This window comes from Nonomuraea sp. NPDC049637 (genome assembly GCF_040675235.1).
Taxonomy (GTDB): Bacteria; Actinomycetota; Actinomycetes; order Streptosporangiales; family Streptosporangiaceae; genus Nonomuraea.
In genome coordinates this window covers 1-17613 of the sequence record NZ_JBFAOM010000028.1, presented here as the reverse complement: position 1 = coordinate 17613, position 17613 = coordinate 1, and the positions used below count along the sequence as shown (strand labels likewise).

Genomic DNA, 17613 nt, shown 5'->3' with positions numbered 1-17613 from the left:
CGGCCGGCTACCACTCCTCGTTCCATGCCTCGTCGGGGTGGGGCCACTCCGGCGGGCGCGGGCAGGCGAAGGCCGATTTGTGGCAGACGTCGTGCCAGCCCGGGTGCTCCTCGCAGTGGTCCCAGTACGGATGTCCCTCGTGGCAGTGCCCCGGAGGGGTCGGCGTGGGCTTCGGCGTGGGCGTGGGCTTCGGCGTCGGGGTCGGCGTGGGCGTCGGGGTGACCGTCGGCGGGACCGTGGGCGTCGGGGTGACCGTCGGGGTCACCGTCGGTGTCGGAGTAGGTGTCGGAGTAGGCGTCGGGGTCGGTGTGGGCGTCGGAGTGGGCGTCGGGGTCGGGGTCGGCGCGGGCGGGCGGTTGTAGACGGTGCAGCTGACGGCCGCGTCGCTGGGCACCTCGACCGTGAAGCCGAGGCCGCCGCTGTTGCTCACCGGCACCTCGACGCCGGTGTCGATCAGGCGGCAGACGGCGTTGCGCCCGTCCTGGGTGACCAGGGTGTGGCCGGGGTGCTGGGCCTCGGTGACGGTGACGTCGGCCGACGCGGTCTGGCTGAAGGTGAGGTCGAAGTTGACCGATCCCGTGCCGTCGCCGGTCGTCGACTCGGTGGCGGGCAGCCCGCCGATGCCCGGCGTGCCGGTCTCGGCGGTGAAGTCCCAGCCGGGGCCGGCCGGGGTGGCGCCGGTGACGTCCTCACCGGTGTTGCCGGACGGGACGAGCTGCTTGATCACCGACAGCGACCCTTCGCACTGGGCGCGGACGATCTCCCGCAGCGCCTGCCCGGCGGCGGCGTAGTCGCTGGTCTGGAAGTAGTCGGCGGCGGCCGCGTTGGAGCCGTCGAAGGCGGTGGTGCCCGAGATGGCGCGCAGGTTGAGCGCGGTCAGGCCGGTCACGCCGTTGCCGACGCCGACGGCCAGCACGCGGGTGCCCTCGGCCTTGACCGCGTTGGCGGAGAAGATTCCGGCCTCCACCTCGGCGATGCGGGTGTTGCTGCCGTCGCCGAGCAACGTGTCGTAGTAGGTGGGGTTGCCGTCGGTGAGCACCACCAGCAGGTCGTAGCGCGGCGCGGCCTCGGCGACCGCCCACAGGCCGCGGTCCCAGTTGGTGCCGCTGCCGAGCTGCCAGTCGGCGTACTGGCTCTTGAACGCCTCGGCGCCCGCCTCGGTGGACACCGGCATGAGCTCGGGGTTGTTCGTGGTGCCGGCGCTGGGCGAGTTGCGGTCGAAGGTGAACAGCGCCATCCGCGACGGGGTGCCGGTCAGCGCGTCGGTGAAGGTGTCGGCGGCCGCCTTCAGGTCGGGCAGCGCGCTGCCCACCGAGGCCGACAGGTCCAGCAGCAGCGCGACGTCGAGGCCGCAGGTGAGGTCGGGCAGGGGGTTGACCCGTGACTGCTGCCAGATCCCGGTCGAGGCGGTGGCGTCCCCGCGGGTGTTGTTGATCATGAAGTCGCTGGTCGAGGAGTACGTGGTGCCGCTCTCCAGCGCGGGGGTCTGGAAGACGTACGGCGTGGCGACGGAGTTCGACCCGCTGCCGCGGCCGGTGCGCAGCTCGGGGTTGGTGTACCAGCCGGCCGGGGCGGAGAGCTGCTTGACGTAGAAGCGGGCGCCGGCGTTGTCGCCGCCCGGCTCGGTGCCGGGCACGACGAAGCTGCAGTCGCCGTCGCCGTCCGACACGCACACGCCCCAGTCGGCGTCGACCGGGAGGGCGGCGTCGGGCGCGGCGAACAGGCCGAGCTCGACCCCGGCCAGCGGCCCCACGGTGGTGTCGCCGGTGCGGTCGCCGCCGGTCCGCACCGTCACGACCGACGTGTCCGGCGACGGATCGGGCACGACCAGCGGGGACGACGGGACCGCGAGCAGCCCGGCGCACAACACTTTCGCCATCCTGCCGGCGACTATGCGAACACTCTTCATCTTCCCCCCTGAACCAGCCGATCCCTACGGACTGTAACCAGCAGTGGATCAACGGGGGCTTCCGCCGTCCCCGGCCGCGCGATCAATGCCGACCACAGCTTGGAACGCGCTTGACCTGGGACGGGCCCGCCGTCAGCCCTCCGTACGGCCGGTGATCCAGCGGGCGGCGAGCAGGCCGGAGACGGCGGTGAGGACGGCGCCCGCGACGACCGTCGCGCCGAGGCCGAGCACGTCGGCGAGCACCCCGGCGACCAGGGCTCCCGCCGCGTAGCCGACGTCGCGCCAGAAGCGGTAGGCGCCCAGGGCGTTGGCCCGCCAGGAGGGGTGGGCGTGGTCGGAGACCGAGGCGATGAGGGCGGGATAGACCATGGCGGTGCCGAGCCCGAGGACGACGGCGGACAGGACCCCGGCGAGCAGGGCGTCGCCCAGCGGCGCGACGGCCAGGAGGAGACCGCCGGCCTGGACGAGCATGCCGGTGACGATGAGGGGTTTGCGGCCGAGGCGGTCGGCGAGGTGCCCGGCGGGGATCTGGCCGACGCCCCACAGCAGCGGGTACAGGCCCTTGATCAGGCCGACGGCGGCCAGGCCCAGGCCGTGGTCGGTGAACAGGAGAGGGAAGACGCCCCAGGTGAGGCCGTCGTTGAGGTTGTTGACCAGGCCGGCCTGGCTGACGCCGCGCAGCGAGCGGTCGCGCCAGGACGTGCGGGCGAACGCGGCCGCCGGGCCGATGTTCCCGGCGGCGGGCCGGGGGTGCCCGTCGAGTTCGAGGGCCACGTGGGCCGCGGTGTCGCGGACGAGCAGGGCCAGGGCCAGCCCGGCCGCGACGAAGACGACGCCGACGAGCTCGGGGACGGGCCGCAGGCCGTGCCGGGTGGCGAGGTAGCCGGTGAGCAGGGCGGTGGCGCCGACGGCGGTGTACCCGGCGGCCTCGTTGAGGCCGGTGGCCAGCCCCCGCCGGGCGGGCCCGACCAGGTCGATCTTCATGTTGACGGTCATCGACCAGGTCAGCCCCTGGTTGAGGCCGAGCAGGACGTTCGCGGCCACGATCCACCCCCAGGAGGGCGCCCAGGCCAGGACGAACGGGACGGGGATCCCGATCAGCCACCCGGCGACCAGGAGCTGCTTGCGGCGGAACCGGTCCGTCAGGGCTCCGGCGGCCAGGTTGGTGACCGCCTTGGTGAGCCCGAAGGCGACGATGAAGGAGAAGACGGCGAGGTCGCTGGTCAGGCCGAAGACGTGGGTGCCGATGAGCGGCACGGTGGTGCGTTCGAGGCCCACCAGGCCGCCGACGGCGACGTTGACGACGACCAGCAGGGAGAACTGGAGGGCGTTCGCCCGGAGCCCGAGGCGTACGGGCGGCCGGCCGGCCGGGGCGGGCGCGGGGATGTTCTGCACGGCGGAGGGCCCTTCGCGCCTGGGACGACTTGAGGGTGGATATGTCCTGGTCACCATACCCCCCCAGGTATGGTTGGCAATACCACCGGGGGTATTTGACATCCCCTTCGAGAAGAACCTACTGTCGGGTAGGTCATACCCCAGGGGGTATTCCCAGGAAGGGATCGTCGTGTTCTTCACCCAGTACTACCTGGACTGCCTCTCGCAGGCGTCGTACATGATCGCCGACGAGGGCACCGGCCACGCGGTGGTCGTCGACCCCCGGCGGGACGTCTCCGAGTACCTGGCCGACGCCCGCGCGCACGGCCTCACCGTCGTCGGCGTCGTCAACACCCACTTCCACGCCGACTTCGTCGCCGGCCACCTGGAGCTGGCCGACGACACCGGCGCCTGGATCGGCTACGGCCGGCGCGCCGAGACCGAGTACCCCATCCGCAAGCTCGGCGACGGCGAGCGCGTCTCCCTCGGCGACGTCACCCTGGAGATCATGGAGACGCCCGGCCACACCCCGGAGTCGATCAGCGTCCTGGTCTACGAGCACGCCGAGGACCCGGTCCCGTACGGGGTGCTGACCGGCGACGCGCTGTTCATCGGCGACGTCGGCCGCCCCGACCTGCTCGCCTCCGTCGGCGTCACCCCCGGGGAACTGGGCGCGATGTTGTACGACAGCGTGCAGAACAAGCTCATGGGGCTGCCCGACGAGGTGCGGGTCTTCCCCGCGCACGGCGCCGGCTCGGCCTGCGGCAAGAACCTCTCGGCCGAGAAGCGGTCGACCATCGGCGAGCAGCGGGCCACCAACTACGCGTGCGTGAACGTGCCCGCCGACGGGCGCTTCGCCGAGCAGGCGGGCACCGTGCTCGACCCGGCCGCCGAGCTGGTCGTCATGGCGCCGCAGAACCGCGAGGAGGAGGTCGTCACCCGGCTGGCCCGGATCGGCTTCGACCGCGTCGCGGGTTACCTGCGCAACCCCGATGACGCGCTGGTGGCGCTGGCCGCCGAGGTCGCCCCGGCGAGCCGCCTGACCGCCGCGCAGCTGCGCGCCGCGCTCGCCGGCGACGCCCCGCCCGTCGTCGTGGACGTGCGCACCGCGGGCGAGCGCGAGGCGAACGGCTTCATCGACGCCGCGCTGCACATCCCGCTGAGCGAGCTGCCCGCCCGCAGCGGCGAGCTGCCCGCCGACCGGCCCCTCGTCCTGCACTGCGCGGGCGGTCACCGCTCCTCGGTCGCGGCGAGCCTGCTGCGGCACCGCGGCTTCCAGGACGTCTCCGACGTGCTCGGCGGCTACGCCGCGTGGGCCCTGTCGGCCGAGCCGGCCGGCGTCTGACCGGGCTGTCCCCTTTCCCCGTCCCACACCTATGTCGACTCGATACCCCCAGGGGTATCGGTGAAGGAAGATCCATGAACACCTCCTCCGTCCTCACCCCCACCGTGCTGCAGCGGCTCGTCCAGGAAGGGCGGGCGCCGCGCCTGCTCGACGTGCGCACCCCGGGCGAGTTCCGCACGGCGCACATCCCCGGCTCGTACAACGTGCCGCTGAACACCCTGCGCGAGCACCGGGCCGAGCTGCTGACCCACCTGGACGAGGACGTCGTGCTCGTCTGCCGCTCCGGGGCGCGGGCCGCGCAGGCCGGGCAGGCCCTCGCCGAGGCCGGGCTGCCGAACCTGCGCGTCCTGGAGGGCGGCATCGTCGCGTGGGAGACGGCCGGCGCCCCCCTGGAGCGGGGGCCCGAGCGGTGGGACATCGAGCGCCAGGTGCGGCTCGTGGCCGGGTCCGTCGTGCTGGTCACCGGTCTGGCCGGGATCTTCCTGCCCGGCGCGCACCTCATCGGCACCGCGATCGGCGCCGGCCTGACGTACGCGGCCGTCAGCAACTCCTGTGCCATGGGCGTCCTGCTGTCCAGGCTGCCCTACAACCGCGGGCCGCGCACCGACCTCCGCACGGTGCTCGCCGACCTGCGGAGCACCCGGTGACCGTGCTGGTCGTCGCGGCGTCGCTGCTCGTCGGGGTCAGCCTCGGCGTGCTGGGCGGCGGCGGCTCGATCCTGACCGTGCCGATCCTGGTCTACCTGGCCGGCCAGGACACCAAGGAGGCGATCGCCACTGCCGATGGGCGTGGCGGTCGGCACCTCGCTGCTCGTCATCGCGATGAAGTCGTTCGCCGGGCTCGCCGGGCACCTGGCGGGCGTCGCGATCGACTGGCGTCTCGCCCTGATCGTGACGGCGTCCGCGGTGGTCGGCAGCCTGGCCTGCGGCCGGCTCGCGGGCCGCATCCCGCAGGACGCGCTGCGCACGGCGTTCGGCTGGTTCGTCGTCGTCATGGGCGTGTTCGTGCTCGTCCAGCAGGCCGGCGCCGCCGTCTGGAGCCATCCGGTCACGTGGGCGGGGCTGGTGGCCGTACTGGCCGCCGCGCTCGCCGCCCGGCGGTGGCGCGCCTCAGGCGCCGGCTGACGGTCCGGAGGACGCCGGTTCGTCGCGCACCTGGGCGGCCGTGACCGCCACGGTGGTGACGATGTCGGCCACGGTGGCGCCCCGCGACAGGTCGTTGACCGGCCTGCGCAGCCCCTGCAGCACCGGCCCGACCGCGACCGCCCCCGCGCTGCGCTGGACGGCCTTGTACAGGTTGTTGCCGGTGTTCAGGTCGGGCACCACGAAGACGGTGGCGTGCCCGGCCACCTGGCTGCCGGGCATCTTGGCCCGCGCCACGGCCGGGTCCACCGCGGCGTCGTACTGGATCGGCCCTTCCACCTGGAGGTCGGGACGCCGCTCGCGGACCAGCTCGGTGGCGGCGCGCACCTTGTCGACCTCGGCGCCCGCGCCCGAGGTGCCCGTCGAGTACGACAACATCGCGATCCTGGGCTCGACGCCGAACATCGCCGCGGTGCCGGCCGAGGCGATCGCGATGTCGGCGAGCTGCTCGGCGGTGGGGTCGGGGTTGACCGCGCAGTCGCCGTAGACCAGGACCCGGTCGGCCAGGCACATGAAGAACACGCTGGAGACCAGCCCCAGCCGCAGGATCTCGAACGCCGGCCTGATCGTGTGCGCGGTGGTGTGCGTCGCGCCGGAGACCATGCCGTCGGCCAGGCCGGCGTGGACCATGAGCGTGCCGAAGTAGGAGACGTCGGTGACGGTGTCGCGGGCCAGCTCGACGGTCATCCCCCGGTGCGCCCGCGCCTCGGCGTAGGCGTGCGCGAACCGCTCGCGCAGCTCCGGGTCGAACGGGCTGAGCACCCTGGCCGCGGCCAGGTCGAGGCCGAGCTGGGCGGCCTGGACCCTGATGCGTTCGGCGTCGCCGAGCAGGGTGAGGTCGGCCACGTCGCGGCGCAGCAGGATGTCGGCCGCGCGCAGGATGCGCGGCTCCTCGCCCTCGGGCAGCACGATGTGCCTGCGCCGGGCGCGGGCCCGGTCCAGCAGCTCGTACTCGAACATCAGCGGCGTGACCACGTCGGTCTTGGCGATGTCCAGCCGTTCCAGCAGCAGCGGGCCGTCGACGTGCGCGGCGAACAGGCGCAGCGCCGCGTCGATCTTGCCGCCCGCCTCGGGCGTGAACCGCCCCTCCACGGCCGACAGCCGGGTCGCGGTGTCGAAGGTGTCGTGACCGGTGGCGATCACCGGCAGCGGGATCTCCATGCCGCGCAGCAGCCGTTCCACCGAGCCGGGCAGCTCCGTGCCGCCGGTGAGCACGACCGCCGACAGGGCCGGGAAGCCCGGCGAGGTGTGCGCGGCGATCAGGCCGGGCAGCAGCGCGGCGGCCCGGTCGGACGGGATGATCACCGCCGCGCCCTCGGTGAGCCGCTCCAGGATGCCGGGCAGCGACATCGCGCCCACCATCAGCGCGCTCGCCTCCCGGCCGAGCCCGTCGCGCTCGCCCAGGAAGAACCGGCCGTCGCAGGCGTCGAGCAGGTCGGCGACCGTCGGCGCGCGCAGCGAAGGGGTCTCCGGCAGCACGAACACGGGCGTCGCATGGCTGAACGTGAACGGCCCGCCGGTCGATCGGGTGACCACGACCGCGAGCTCCCGGGCGTGATGGTGGGCCAGCTCCCTGGCGGACACCTCGACCGCCGCGGCGGTGCGGGCGGCCGTCCGGCCCCTGCCGCTCACCACGTTGATCACCGGAGTGCCCAGGTCGGCGGCCAGCCGGGCGTTGAACCCGAACTCCGTCGGCGCGCCCACGTCGGTGTAGTCGGTGCCGACCACCACGACCGCGTCACAGCGCCGGGCCAGCGCGCGGAAGCGGGCCACGATGTCGCCGGCCGCCCGCTCGACGTCGGCGTGCACCTCGTCATACGTGACGCCCGCGCACGCCTCGTAGGGCAGGGCGAGCTGGAACCGGCTGCGGATGGTGTTGACCAGGCCGTCCTCGCGTCCGGCCCGTACCACCGGGCGGAACACGCCCACGCTTCCCACCTGCCGGGACAGCAGCTCGACCAGGCCCAGGGCGACGGTCCCCTTGTTGCTTCCCGCTTCGCCGGCGGCGACGTACACAGCTCGTGTCATGACACTCATTCTCGACGCCCCCGCCGGGTCCGGAACGCCATCGGGCCCGGATCAGTGTCGTACGCCCCCGGGGGAGGTGACCAAGGTCCCTGTCTTGGGGGAAGGGCAGGTGGGTAGCGTCCTCGGCGTGGGGAACCCGTGGACGCTCACGTACGAGGGCTTCGCGCCGAGCTCGGCCGGGCTGCGCGAGGCGCTGTGCACGCTCGGCAACGGCCGCTTCGCCACCCGCGGAGCCACGCCCGAGGGCCGCATCCGCACGCCCGGCACCTACCACGCGGGCTGCTACGACCGCCTGGCCTCGCAGGTGGGCGGCCGGACGGTCGTCAACGAGGACCTGGTCAACCTGCCCGACTGGCTGCCGCTCGGCTTCGCCACGCCCGGCCAGGACTGGTTCAGCCCCGAGCTGGCCGAACTGCTCGGCTACACCCAGGAGCTCGACCTGCGCCACGGGGTGCTGCGGCGGGAGCTGCGCTGGCGCGACGCGCTCGGCCGGGTCACCCGGGTGCGGCAACGCCGCCTGGTCTCCATGGCCGATCCCGCCCTGGCCGCCCTGGAGACGACCTTCACCGCGGAGAACTGGTCCGGCCCGCTGCGCGTCCGCGCCGGGCTGGACGGGCGCGTCACCAACAGCGGCGTCGCACGCTACCGCGACCTGCGCGGCGACCACCTGACGGAGCACGCGACGGGCCACCGCGACGGGCTGACCTGGCTGACCGCGATCACCCGCTCCTCCCGCGTCACCGTCGCGCTGGCCGCCCGCGCCGACGCCCCCTCCCCCGGCTCGCCCGCCCTGGAGCCCGATCACGTCGGCAGCGAGCACGTGCTGGCGCTCGCCGAGGGCGCGCCGGTGACGTTCACCAAGGTCGTCGCGCTGCTGACCTCGCGCGATCCCGCCGTGCACGACCCGCTGTCGGCCGCGCTGCGGCGGGCGGCCACGGCCCCGGGCTTCGCCGAGCTGCTGGAGGCGCACGCCGCGGCCTGGGAGCGGCTGTGGGAGCGGGCTGAGCTGAACGTGGACGGGCCGGAGCTGTCGCAGATCGTCCACCTGCACATCTTCCACCTGCTCCAGACCCTGTCGCCGCACACCGCCGACCTCGACGCCGGGGTGCCGGCGCGGGGCCTGCACGGCGAGGCGTACCGGGGGCACGTGTTCTGGGACGAGCTGTTCGTCCTGCCCTGGCTCAACCTGCGCTTCCCCGAGATCTCCCGCGGCCTGCTGCGCTACCGGTGGCGCCGCCTGCCCGAGGCCCGCGCGGCCGCCCGGTCGGCCGGGTACGAGGGCGCGATGTTCCCCTGGCAGAGCGGCAGCGACGGCCAGGAGGAGACCCAGACCTACCACCTCAACCCCGCCTCGGGACGCTGGCTGCCGGACGTCTCCCACCTGCAGCGCCACGTCGGCCTCGCCATCGCCTACAACGTGTGGCAGTACCGCCTGGCCACCGGCTCCATGCCGTCGTGGTGCGCCGACCTGCTGATCGCCATCGCGCGGTTCTTCGCCTCGCTGGCCGTGCTCGACCCCGTCTCCGGCCGGTACGAGATCCGCGGCGTCATGGGCCCGGACGAGTACCACACCGCCTACCCCGGCGCCGCCGAGCCGGGCCTGGCCAACAACGCCTACACCAACGTCATGACCGTGTGGCTGCTGCGGCACGCCCTCCGGCTCGGCGTGGCCGGCGCGCGGGAGGCGGCGCGGTGGGAGGACATCACCCGCCGCATGCGGGTCGACTTCCACGACGGCGTCATCAGCCAGTTCACCGGGTACGCCGGGCTGGCCGAGCTCGACTGGGAGCGGTACGCGGGCGTCCGCCGCCTCGACCGCGCCCTGGAGGCCGACGGCGACGACGTGAACCGTTACAAGGCGTCCAAGCAGGCCGACACGCTGATGCTGTTCTACCTGCTCGGCGCCGACGAGCTGCTGGCGATCCTCGACCGGCTCGGCTACCCGGCCGACCCCGGCCTGATCCCGCGCACGACCGCCTACTACCTCGACCGCACCAGCCACGGCTCCACGCTGAGCGCCGTCGTGCACGCCTGGGTGTTGTCGCGCTGCGACCGGGCGCGCTCCTGGCAGTTCTTCGCCGAGGCGCTGGTCGGGGACGTGTACGACGTCCAGGGCGGCACCACCGCCGAGGGCGTGCACCTGGGCGCGATGGCCGGGACCGTGGACATGCTGCAACGCTGCTACCTGGGCCTGGAGCCGAGGCCCGACGGCCTGTTCCTCGACCCGCTGCTGCCCGGACGGCTCGGCACGCTCTCGTCGCCGATCCTGTTCCGCGGACGCCGGATCACCGTCGAGGCCGGCCACGACGGCACGCGGGTCGACGGCGTCCCCGTGCCGGGCGGTGCGGGCCTCGTCCTCACGGAGAGAGAGATGATCATGACGAACAGCGGCGACTTCGGACGCCGGGTGGCCCACCACCGCGACCGGCTGGGCCTCACCGTCGACCAGCTGGCCGAGCGCGCCGACATGTCCCCCGGGTACGTCACGTACCTGGAGGGCCACCTCGGCATCCCCGACAGGAACACGGTGACCCGCCTGGCCACCGCCCTGGAGACGACCCCGCAGGACCTGCTGGGCGGCGGCCGCGACCGCCCGCCGGGCCCCGGCGCCGGCCCGGACGAGCCGGTCCTGGAGGTCCTCGATCCCGAGGAGTGCCTGCGCCTGGTCGCGCCGGGCGGGATCGGGCGGATCGCGTTCAACGGCTCGCACGGGCCCACGGTGCTGCCCGTCAACTACCGGCTGCACGAGGGCGCCGTGTTGTTCCGCACGTCCCGCGGCGGCCCCATGGACCAGGACCTGCGCACCGGCCTGGAGGGCGTGGACATCGTGATCGGCTTCCAGGTGGACCGGATCGACGAGGTGCGCAAGGAGGGCTGGAGCGTGCTGATCCAGGGGCCCGCCCACCACGTGCCCGAGGACGAGGTCGCCAAGCTGGCCGACGCGGGCGTCACGCCCTGGGCGGGCGGGGAGCGCCATCTCTACATCCGCGTCGTGCCGCACCAGGTCACGGGCCGCCGCGTGCACGGCCTGTGAACCGTCCGCCGCCGTGGGCCCGCGTCACACGGGGGCGGCGGGCCGCAGCAGGGCCTGTTGCAGCGCCCTGCCCAGGTCCGCGTCGGTGATCATGCCGGTGACCTGGCCGCCCTCGACGACCACCGCCGACAGGCCGCCGACCCGCGACGGACGTTCCAGCAGGGCGGCCGCGTCGTCGTCCGGCGACAGCGCGCGCGGCGGCTTCTGGGCGGCGACCAGCGTCTCCACCCGGGTGTCCCCCCTGCGCTCGGCGGGCACGGCGAGCAGGGTCTCCAGCGAGACCACGCCGAGCGGCGCCCCGTCGAACCCCACGACGGGGAAGACGGACTGGTGTGAGCCGAGCACCACCGCGTCGACCAGCCCCTGCACGGTCAGCCACGCGGGAGCCAGGTCCGGTGTGGCCGTCATGACGTCCCGCACCAGCACTCCCCCGAGGCCGCGCCGGGCCGCCCTGCTCATGATCTCGCCGCGGGCCGCGCCCGCGATGTACCAGCCGGTGATCACCACCCACATCCCGCCCAGCGGGTTCCACACCCAGATCACGACGAACCCGATGAAGGTCAGCATCATGCCGATCGCGTAACCGGCCCGCGCGGCGCCGGCGTCGGCGCGGGCGCGGTCGCCGTGGCGGCTCCACATCAGGCCGTGCAGCACCCGCCCGCCGTCGAGCGGGCTGCCGGGCAGCAGGTTGAACACGCCCAGGATCAGGTTCATCATGGCCAGCCATGCCACGGCGGCCCTGGGCACCCCGGGCGGCAGCACGGCCGTGACGGCGAGGGCGAGACCGCCGAGCAGCAGGCTGGCGGCGGGGCCGGCGGCCGCCGTCACCACTTCGGCCCGTGGCGTGCGCGCCTCGTCGCGGAACTGGGTGACGCCGCCCAGCGCCCAGAGCGTGACGGACTCCACCTCCATGCCGCACCGCTTGGCCACCAGCGCGTGCGCCAGCTCGTGCGCGAGCAGGGACACCATGAGCAACAGCCCCGTGAGCGCGCCGGCGACCCAGTACGCCGTCCTGCCCGCGCCCGGGGCGGCGACCGCCAGGACCCCGGAGCCCAGACCCACCGCCACGAGCACGACGATGGCCAGCGCGGACCAGTGAGCGCCGACGGGGATCCCCGCCACCCGTCCGAAGCGCAGGGTTTGCCTCATAATTCCAGCTTGCATGCTTCTCGACCCTCCTGACCAGGGACGACCTCTAGGGACGGACCACCGCGACGGCGCAGCGGGCGTGGTGCAGCACCCCCCTGCTGACCGAGCCGAGCACCAGCGAGCCGAACGCGCCCCGCCCGTGGGAGCCGACCACGATCAGGTCGCAGGGCGCCCCGGTGAGCGCCTCGACCGGGTGCGCGCTCTGCACGTCCTCCACGACCGTCACCTCGGGACAGCTCTCCCGCCATCCGGCCGTCCTGGCGCGGACCGCCTCGTGCTGGGCGGCCCGGACCTCGTCCACGTCGTAGGCGATCTCCGGGGCGAAGGCGTGCACGGGGATCCGCCAGGCGCGGATCAGGCGCAGCCGGGCGCCGCGCAGCCTGGCCTGCTCGAAGGCGTAGCCGATGGCCGGCTCGCAGACGTCGGAGTCGCCGATCCCGACGCCGATCTCGCCGACCGGTCCGCCGCCCTCGGCGCGCACCACCACCACGGGACAGGCGGCGTGCCCGGCCACGTGCATGGTCACCGATCCCAGCAGCGCGCCGGCGAACCCGCCCAGCCCCCGGCTGCCGATGACCAGCTCGTCCGCCTGCCGCGCCTGATCCAGCAGGACGGCGGCGGGCGTCCCCTCGACGACCTGGGCGTGCAGCCGCAGCGACGGCTGCCGGGCGCGCGCGGTGACCTCGGCCGCCTCCAGCACCTTGGCCGCCGCCATCAGCAAGTAGTTGCCCTGGCCGTAGTCGGGGAACCTGGTGACGGCGTACGGCTGCCGGTCCAGAGCGTGCACGATCCGCAGCTCCGCGCCGGTCCGCGCGGCGTCGTCGGCGGCCCATCCGACCGCCGCGGCGCCGGGGGCCGAGCCGTCGGCTCCCACCACGATCACACCGGCCATGACGCCCCCTCCTCCGGCACTCCGAACCCCCCCGGTCCCGTCATGCCTGCTCCGCACGCGGCCGTACCACCGCGACCGGGCAGGCCGCGTGGTGCAGCACGCCGTGGCTCACCGAGCCGAGCACCGCGGAGGAGAAGCCGCCCCGCCCGCGCGAGCCGACCACGACCAGGTCCGCGGCGGCGGCCGCCTCGGTGAGCGCAGCCACCGGGTGCCCGCGCACCTGCTCGTCGGTGATCTCGACGTCGGGGTTCTCGCTCCGGCACGGGTTCACCCGCGCCCGGGCCGCCCTGGCCTCCTCCTGGAAGGAGTCGGCCAGCAGGTGGCTGTAGGCCGCCCAGTACGGCGAGACCGCCGGCGCCTGCCAGGCGTAGACCACGTGCAGACGGGCGCGCCGCGCACGGGCCTGCTCGACGGCGTACGCCATGGCCTGCCGCGACCCCGCCGAGCCGTCGTCGCCGGCCACCACCAGGTCGTGCCGGACGGCGACCACCCCGCGGACGACCACGACGGTCCCCGAGGCGTGCCCGGCCACCGCCCGGCCCACCGACCCCAGCACCATGCCGGCGAAGCCGCCCATGCCCCTGCTGCCCAGCACCAGGCTGTCGGCCGCGGCCGATTCGACGATCAGCGCGTCGATCACGTTGCCCGCCAGCATCTCGGTGGTGACCTCGACGCCGCCGCCGATCGCGCGGGCCCGGCCGGCGGCGGCCTCCAGCGCGCCGGCGCAGTGGCGGGCGCCGTCCACGCCGAGCACCCACTGTTCGCACACGTGCACGAGCCGGAGCGGCAGCCCTCTTCGCTGCGCGTCGCCGGCGGCCCATTCCACCGCGGCGGTCGATGACGCGGAGCCGTCCACCGCGGCCACGATCCGTCCGCGCATCCTGCCTCCTTCGCGCCTTCGACGTCCCCATACCCGCCAAAACGGATATAAGGGGCGTAAACCCACCAAAAGTCGCCGCTTTCCCCTCCAACTTCGGGACGCCGGAGCGTGACGGGCAAGCAGGCTAGGCCAAGAATCTCCGCGCCTGTGGGGCTCGTCCCGCCGGTCTCGGGCAGGCTCATCCGGCAGGTGACCGGACAGATCTCGCTCCCGGAGGCGGCAGTGATCGACGCACACGCGGGCCGGCCCGTGCTCGTCGGGTACGACGACTCGACCGAGAGCCGCCACGCGCTGCACTGGGCGGTCGCCGACGCGCGCCTGCGCGGGCTGCCCGTCCTGGTCTGCCATGCCCTGCACTGGCCCTACGCCCCCAGGCCCGTCGCCCAGGAGATCATGCGGCACGTCGAACCGGTGGCGCTCGGCGTCGTGGACGCGGGCGTCCGGCGGGCCAGGGAGCTGGCGCCGGAGCTGGACGTGCAGCCGCTCCTGGGCCGGGGCACCCCCTCGGCGGTGTTGCTGGAGGCCGCGCGCGAGGCGGAGCTGACGGTGCTCGGATCTCGCGGGCAGGGCGGGTTCGAGGGCCTTCAGGTGGGGTCGGCCGCCGTCCAGGTGCCCGCGCACAGCGTCACGCCGGTCGTGGTCGTCCGGCCGCCGCTCCGGCCGCCCGCCCGCCAGGACGTCAGGATCGTGGCAGGGCTGGACGGCTCACCCGCCAGCCTGGCCGCCTTCGACCTCGCCCTGGACGAGGCCGCCCTGCGCGAGGGCACCGTGACGGCCCTGTGCTGCTGGACCGACTGCGGGTCGTCGTCCTGGCAGGAGCCGCTGCCCTTCGTGGACTCGCACGCGCTGCGCAAGGGCGCGGAGAACCGCTTCCGCGAAGTCGTCTCCCACCTGGCCCGCAGACGTCCCGAGGTGACGGTGGTCACCGAGTTCCTGACCGAACGCCCCGCGCGCGTGCTGCTGGAGGCCTCCAAGGACGCCACGCTCCTCGTGCTCGGCAACCGGGGGAACGAGGCCCCTCCCTGCCTGCTGCTCGGAGCGGTGACGCAGGCCGCCCTGCTGGAGTCCGGGTGCCCGGTCGCGGTGACGCCCGCGGCCGTGCCGAACCCGCGGCTGCCGCCCGCGTCCGGGTGATCCGGGAGGTCTCAGGAGCTCTCGGGGGCGGTCGCCGGTACCACCGCGACAGGGCAGGGCGCGTGCTGCGGAAGGGAGCTCGCGGTGCCGAGATGCGCCGCCCGCGTCCGGCCGACCACGACCAGCGTCGCCCGCTCGCGGGGCTCACCCTGCTCCACCTGGACCTCCGGACGGCGAGCCGCCCACTCCCCCAGGTCGGCGGAGGCCGCGAGCGGCAGCCCGCGCATGGCCGCCTCGGCGAACGCGAACTCGACGGCCGCCGCGTCCGGCTCCCGCTCGGCCAGGACGACCGGGCCGGGCCGGGTGGCCTTGGGCAGCGGCCCCGGACCGCGTACGACGATCACCGGGCACTCGGCGTGCGCGGCGGCGTACCCGGCCACCGAACCGACCACCACCCTGGGCAGCGCGCTCAGCCCCCGCGAGCCGACCACCACGAGCGTGGCGTCGGCGGACAGCTCCACCAGCCGCTGGGCGGCCGGGCCCTCGTACAGGTCGGTCTCCACGCGGACGCCCGAACTGGTGGAGCGGGCGCACTCGGCGCCGTGCCACAGGACGTGCTCGGCCGCCTTGCGCAGGTGGGCCTTGGCCTCCTCGTCCGCGTCCCCGTACGGCCATTGCCAGGCGTGGACGACGGTCAGCGGCAGGTTCCTGAGCTCGGCCTCGTCCAGCGCCCAGTCCAGGGCCTGGACGGAGAAGTCCGAGCCGTCGTAGCCGAGCACGATGCGATCCATGGCCCTGATCCCTTCAGACGTCGCTGGCATTCAGCCTCGGTCCCGCGAGGCCGGCCGCCCCTGGTGCAGCGGCCCTCCTTGACGGGACCTTGGCCCTCCTTTTCCGGCCGCGCGGGCCGGCGGTCCTTCGCACGTCACCAGGTCCAGTCGCGGACGGCGGGGGCGTCCTCGCCGTGCTCGCGGGTGTGCGCGCGGGCCGCCAGCCGGGCGTCGGCCATGCGCTGGCGCAGGTGCGCCTGGGTGGCGCCGAGCCCGGGGACGCGGTCGATGACGTCGATGACCAGGTGGTAGCGGTCGATGTCGTTGAGCATGGCCATGTCGAACGGCGTGGTCGTGGTGCCCTCCTCCTTGTAGCCCCGCACGTGGATGTTGGGATGGCCGGTGCGGCGGTAGGTGAGGCGGTGGATGAGCGAGGGGTAGCCGTGGAAGTTGAAGATGATCGGCTTGCCGGTGGTGAACAGGGTGTCGAACTCGGCGTCGGGCATGCCGTGCGGGTGCTCCGAGGGCGGCTGAAGCCGCATCAGGTCCACCACGTTGACCACCCGCACCTTCAGCTCCGGCAGGTGCTCGCGCAGGATGGCCGCGGCGGCCAGCGTCTCCAGGGTGGGCACGTCGCCCGCGCAGGCCAGCACCACGTCCGGGTCGGCCCCCTCGTCCGAGGACGCCCAGGGCAGGACGCCGAGGCCGCGGGTGCAGTGGGCGACCGCCTCGTCCATGGTGAACAGGTCCAGCACCGGCTGCTTGCCCGCGACGATCACGTTGACGTAGTCGCGGGAGCGGAGGCAGTGGTCGCCGACGGACAGCAGGGTGTTGGCGTCCGGCGGCAGGTAGACGCGTACGACCTCGGCCTTCTTGTTGACGACCACGTCGAGGAAGCCGGGGTCCTGGTGGCTGAAGCCGTTGTGGTCCTGCCGCCACACGTGGGACGACAGCAGGTAGTTGAGCGAGGCGACGGGCCGCCGCCACGGGATCCTCTTCGCCGACTGCAGCCATTTGGCGTGCTGGTTGAACATGGCGTCGATGATGTGGATGAACGCCTCGTAGCAGTTGAACAGGCCGTGCCGGCCGGTCAGCAGGTAGCCCTCCAGCCAGCCCTGGCACAGGTGCTCGCTCAGCACCTCCATGACCCGGCCGCCCGGGGCCAGGTGCTCGTCGGTGGGCTCGACCTCGGCGTTCCAGGCCCGCGTGGTCGTCTCGAAGACGGCCTGCAGCCGGTTGGACGCCGTCTCGTCGGGACCCATCAGCCGGAAGGTGTGCGGGTTGGCGTTGATCACGTCGCGCAGGAACGCGCCCAGCACGCGCGTGGGCTCGGTGGACTGGGTCGCGGGCGACTTGACCTCCACCGCGTGGTCGCGGAAGTCGGGCAACGCGAGCGGGCGCAGCAGCTCGCCGCCGTTGGCGTGCGGGCTCGCGCTCATCCGCAGCGGCCCCTCGGGAACCGTCCCCAGCAGGACGGGCGCCGGGCGGCCGTCGGCGTCGAACAGCTCCTCCGGCCGGTACGAGCGCATCCACTCCTCCAGCATGGCGAGGTGCTCGGGGTTCTCCCGGACCCCGGCCAGCGGCACCTGGTGGGCCCGCCAGGTGCCCTCGACCGGTTTGCCGTCCACCTCGCGCGGGCCGGTCCAGCCTTTCGGCGTGCGCAGGATGATCATGGGGAGGCGTTCCAGGCGGCCTTCCTTGTAGGCGGCGATCTCGTCGAAGACGGTGTCGAGGGTGCGGGCCATCTCCGCGTGTGAAGGGCCGACCAGGTGCGGGCGGTAGCCGTACCCCTCCATGAGCTTGAGCAGCTCCTGCTCGGGGATGCGGGCCAGGACGGTCGGGTTGGCGATCTTGTAGCCGTTCAGGTGCAGGATCGGCAGGACGACGCCGTCGCGGTAGGGGTCGAGCAGCTTGTTGGAGTGCCAGCTCGCGGCCAGCGGGCCGGTCTCGGCCTCGCCGTCGCCGATGACGCAGGCCACCACCAGGCGCGGGTTGTCGAAGGCCGCGCCGAACGCG

13 protein-coding genes are annotated in these 17613 nt (G+C 73.9%); 5 read left to right on the top strand and 8 right to left on the bottom strand.

The annotated features are described in order from the left end of the window. Nucleotides 1-7 precede the first annotated feature (7 nt). Both AB0J71_RS31950 and AB0J71_RS31945 read right to left on the bottom strand, forming a co-directional pair. On the bottom strand, nucleotides 8-1879 hold the full coding sequence (locus AB0J71_RS31950; RefSeq protein WP_364417471.1) for a vWA domain-containing protein: 1872 nt from the start codon (nucleotides 1877-1879) through the stop codon (nucleotides 8-10). 162 nt (nucleotides 1880-2041) lie between these two features. Next, on the bottom strand, nucleotides 2042-3304 hold the full coding sequence (locus AB0J71_RS31945; RefSeq protein ID WP_364417470.1) for an MFS transporter: 1263 nt from the start codon (nucleotides 3302-3304) through the stop codon (nucleotides 2042-2044). 169 nt (nucleotides 3305-3473) lie between these two features. On the opposite strand from AB0J71_RS31945, the gene AB0J71_RS31940 reads away from it, so the two are divergent. The 3 genes from AB0J71_RS31940 (at nucleotide 3474) to AB0J71_RS31930 (ending at nucleotide 5752) form a co-directional block, all read left to right on the top strand. Next, the gene (locus tag AB0J71_RS31940; protein ID WP_364417468.1) at nucleotides 3474-4628 is read left to right on the top strand and encodes an MBL fold metallo-hydrolase; all 1155 of its coding nucleotides are present in this window, start codon (nucleotides 3474-3476) and stop codon (nucleotides 4626-4628) included. A 74-nt stretch (nucleotides 4629-4702) separates the two neighbouring features. After that, nucleotides 4703-5275, top strand: coding sequence for a rhodanese-like domain-containing protein (locus AB0J71_RS31935; RefSeq protein ID WP_364417466.1), 573 nt, complete (start codon nucleotides 4703-4705; stop codon nucleotides 5273-5275). 135 nt (nucleotides 5276-5410) lie between these two features. Then, nucleotides 5411-5752: a TSUP family transporter gene (locus AB0J71_RS31930; protein ID WP_364417464.1), complete on the top strand. Its 342-nt coding sequence runs from the start codon at nucleotides 5411-5413 to the stop codon at nucleotides 5750-5752. Here AB0J71_RS31930 and pta read toward each other — a convergent pair. Beyond that, complete coding sequence (gene pta, locus AB0J71_RS31925; protein WP_364417462.1) at nucleotides 5738-7798, bottom strand: phosphate acetyltransferase; 2061 nt, start codon at nucleotides 7796-7798, stop codon at nucleotides 5738-5740. The two genes, AB0J71_RS31930 and pta, sit on opposite strands and share 15 nt — an antisense overlap. A 127-nt stretch (nucleotides 7799-7925) precedes the next feature. On the opposite strand from pta, the gene AB0J71_RS31920 reads away from it, so the two are divergent. Next, nucleotides 7926-10832, top strand: a complete 2907-nt coding sequence (locus AB0J71_RS31920) for a pyridoxamine 5'-phosphate oxidase family protein (RefSeq protein ID WP_364417460.1) — start codon at nucleotides 7926-7928, stop codon at nucleotides 10830-10832. Nucleotides 10833-10856: 24 nt separating this feature from the next. On the opposite strand, the gene AB0J71_RS31915 is transcribed toward AB0J71_RS31920, so the two are convergent. The 3 genes from AB0J71_RS31915 to AB0J71_RS31905 are packed head-to-tail and all read right to left on the bottom strand — an operon-like array spanning nucleotide 10857 to nucleotide 13753. Continuing rightward, on the bottom strand, nucleotides 10857-11981 hold the full coding sequence (locus AB0J71_RS31915; protein ID WP_352323729.1) for a M50 family metallopeptidase: 1125 nt from the start codon (nucleotides 11979-11981) through the stop codon (nucleotides 10857-10859). A 46-nt stretch (nucleotides 11982-12027) separates the two neighbouring features. After that, entirely contained in the window at nucleotides 12028-12873 is an 846-nt protein-coding gene (locus AB0J71_RS31910) for a universal stress protein (RefSeq protein WP_364417458.1), read from the bottom strand. A gap of 40 nt (nucleotides 12874-12913) precedes the next feature. Next, the gene (locus AB0J71_RS31905; RefSeq protein WP_352323731.1) at nucleotides 12914-13753 is read right to left on the bottom strand and encodes a universal stress protein; all 840 of its coding nucleotides are present in this window, start codon (nucleotides 13751-13753) and stop codon (nucleotides 12914-12916) included. 222 nt (nucleotides 13754-13975) lie between these two features. Here AB0J71_RS31905 and AB0J71_RS31900 point away from each other — a divergent pair, with 222 nt between their 5' ends. Further along, on the top strand, nucleotides 13976-14887 hold the full coding sequence (locus AB0J71_RS31900; protein ID WP_364417456.1) for a universal stress protein: 912 nt from the start codon (nucleotides 13976-13978) through the stop codon (nucleotides 14885-14887). 11 nt (nucleotides 14888-14898) lie between these two features. Here AB0J71_RS31900 and AB0J71_RS31895 read toward each other — a convergent pair whose 3' ends face one another. Both AB0J71_RS31895 and AB0J71_RS31890 read right to left on the bottom strand, forming a co-directional pair. Further along, complete coding sequence (locus tag AB0J71_RS31895) at nucleotides 14899-15618, bottom strand: universal stress protein (RefSeq protein ID WP_352323733.1); 720 nt, start codon at nucleotides 15616-15618, stop codon at nucleotides 14899-14901. Between the two features lie 134 nt (nucleotides 15619-15752). After that, a partial coding sequence (locus tag AB0J71_RS31890; protein WP_364417454.1) for a phosphoketolase family protein occupies nucleotides 15753-17613 on the bottom strand: 1861 nt, incomplete at its 5' end.

Coding starts and splice junctions, on each gene's coding strand:
- AB0J71_RS31950 (WP_364417471.1), bottom strand. CDS start 1,879: ATGGCGAAAGTGTTGTGCGCCGGGCTGCTCGCGGTCCCGTCGTCCCCG.
- AB0J71_RS31935 (WP_364417466.1), top strand. CDS start 4,703: ATGAACACCTCCTCCGTCCTCACCCCCACCGTGCTGCAGCGGCTCGTC.
- AB0J71_RS31930 (WP_364417464.1), top strand. CDS start 5,411: ATGGGCGTGGCGGTCGGCACCTCGCTGCTCGTCATCGCGATGAAGTCG.
- pta (WP_364417462.1), bottom strand. CDS start 7,798: ATGACACGAGCTGTGTACGTCGCCGCCGGCGAAGCGGGAAGCAACAAG.
- AB0J71_RS31915 (WP_352323729.1), bottom strand. CDS start 11,981: ATGAGGCAAACCCTGCGCTTCGGACGGGTGGCGGGGATCCCCGTCGGC.
- AB0J71_RS31910 (WP_364417458.1), bottom strand. CDS start 12,873: ATGGCCGGTGTGATCGTGGTGGGAGCCGACGGCTCGGCCCCCGGCGCC.
- AB0J71_RS31905 (WP_352323731.1), bottom strand. CDS start 13,753: ATGCGCGGACGGATCGTGGCCGCGGTGGACGGCTCCGCGTCATCGACC.
- AB0J71_RS31895 (WP_352323733.1), bottom strand. CDS start 15,618: ATGGATCGCATCGTGCTCGGCTACGACGGCTCGGACTTCTCCGTCCAG.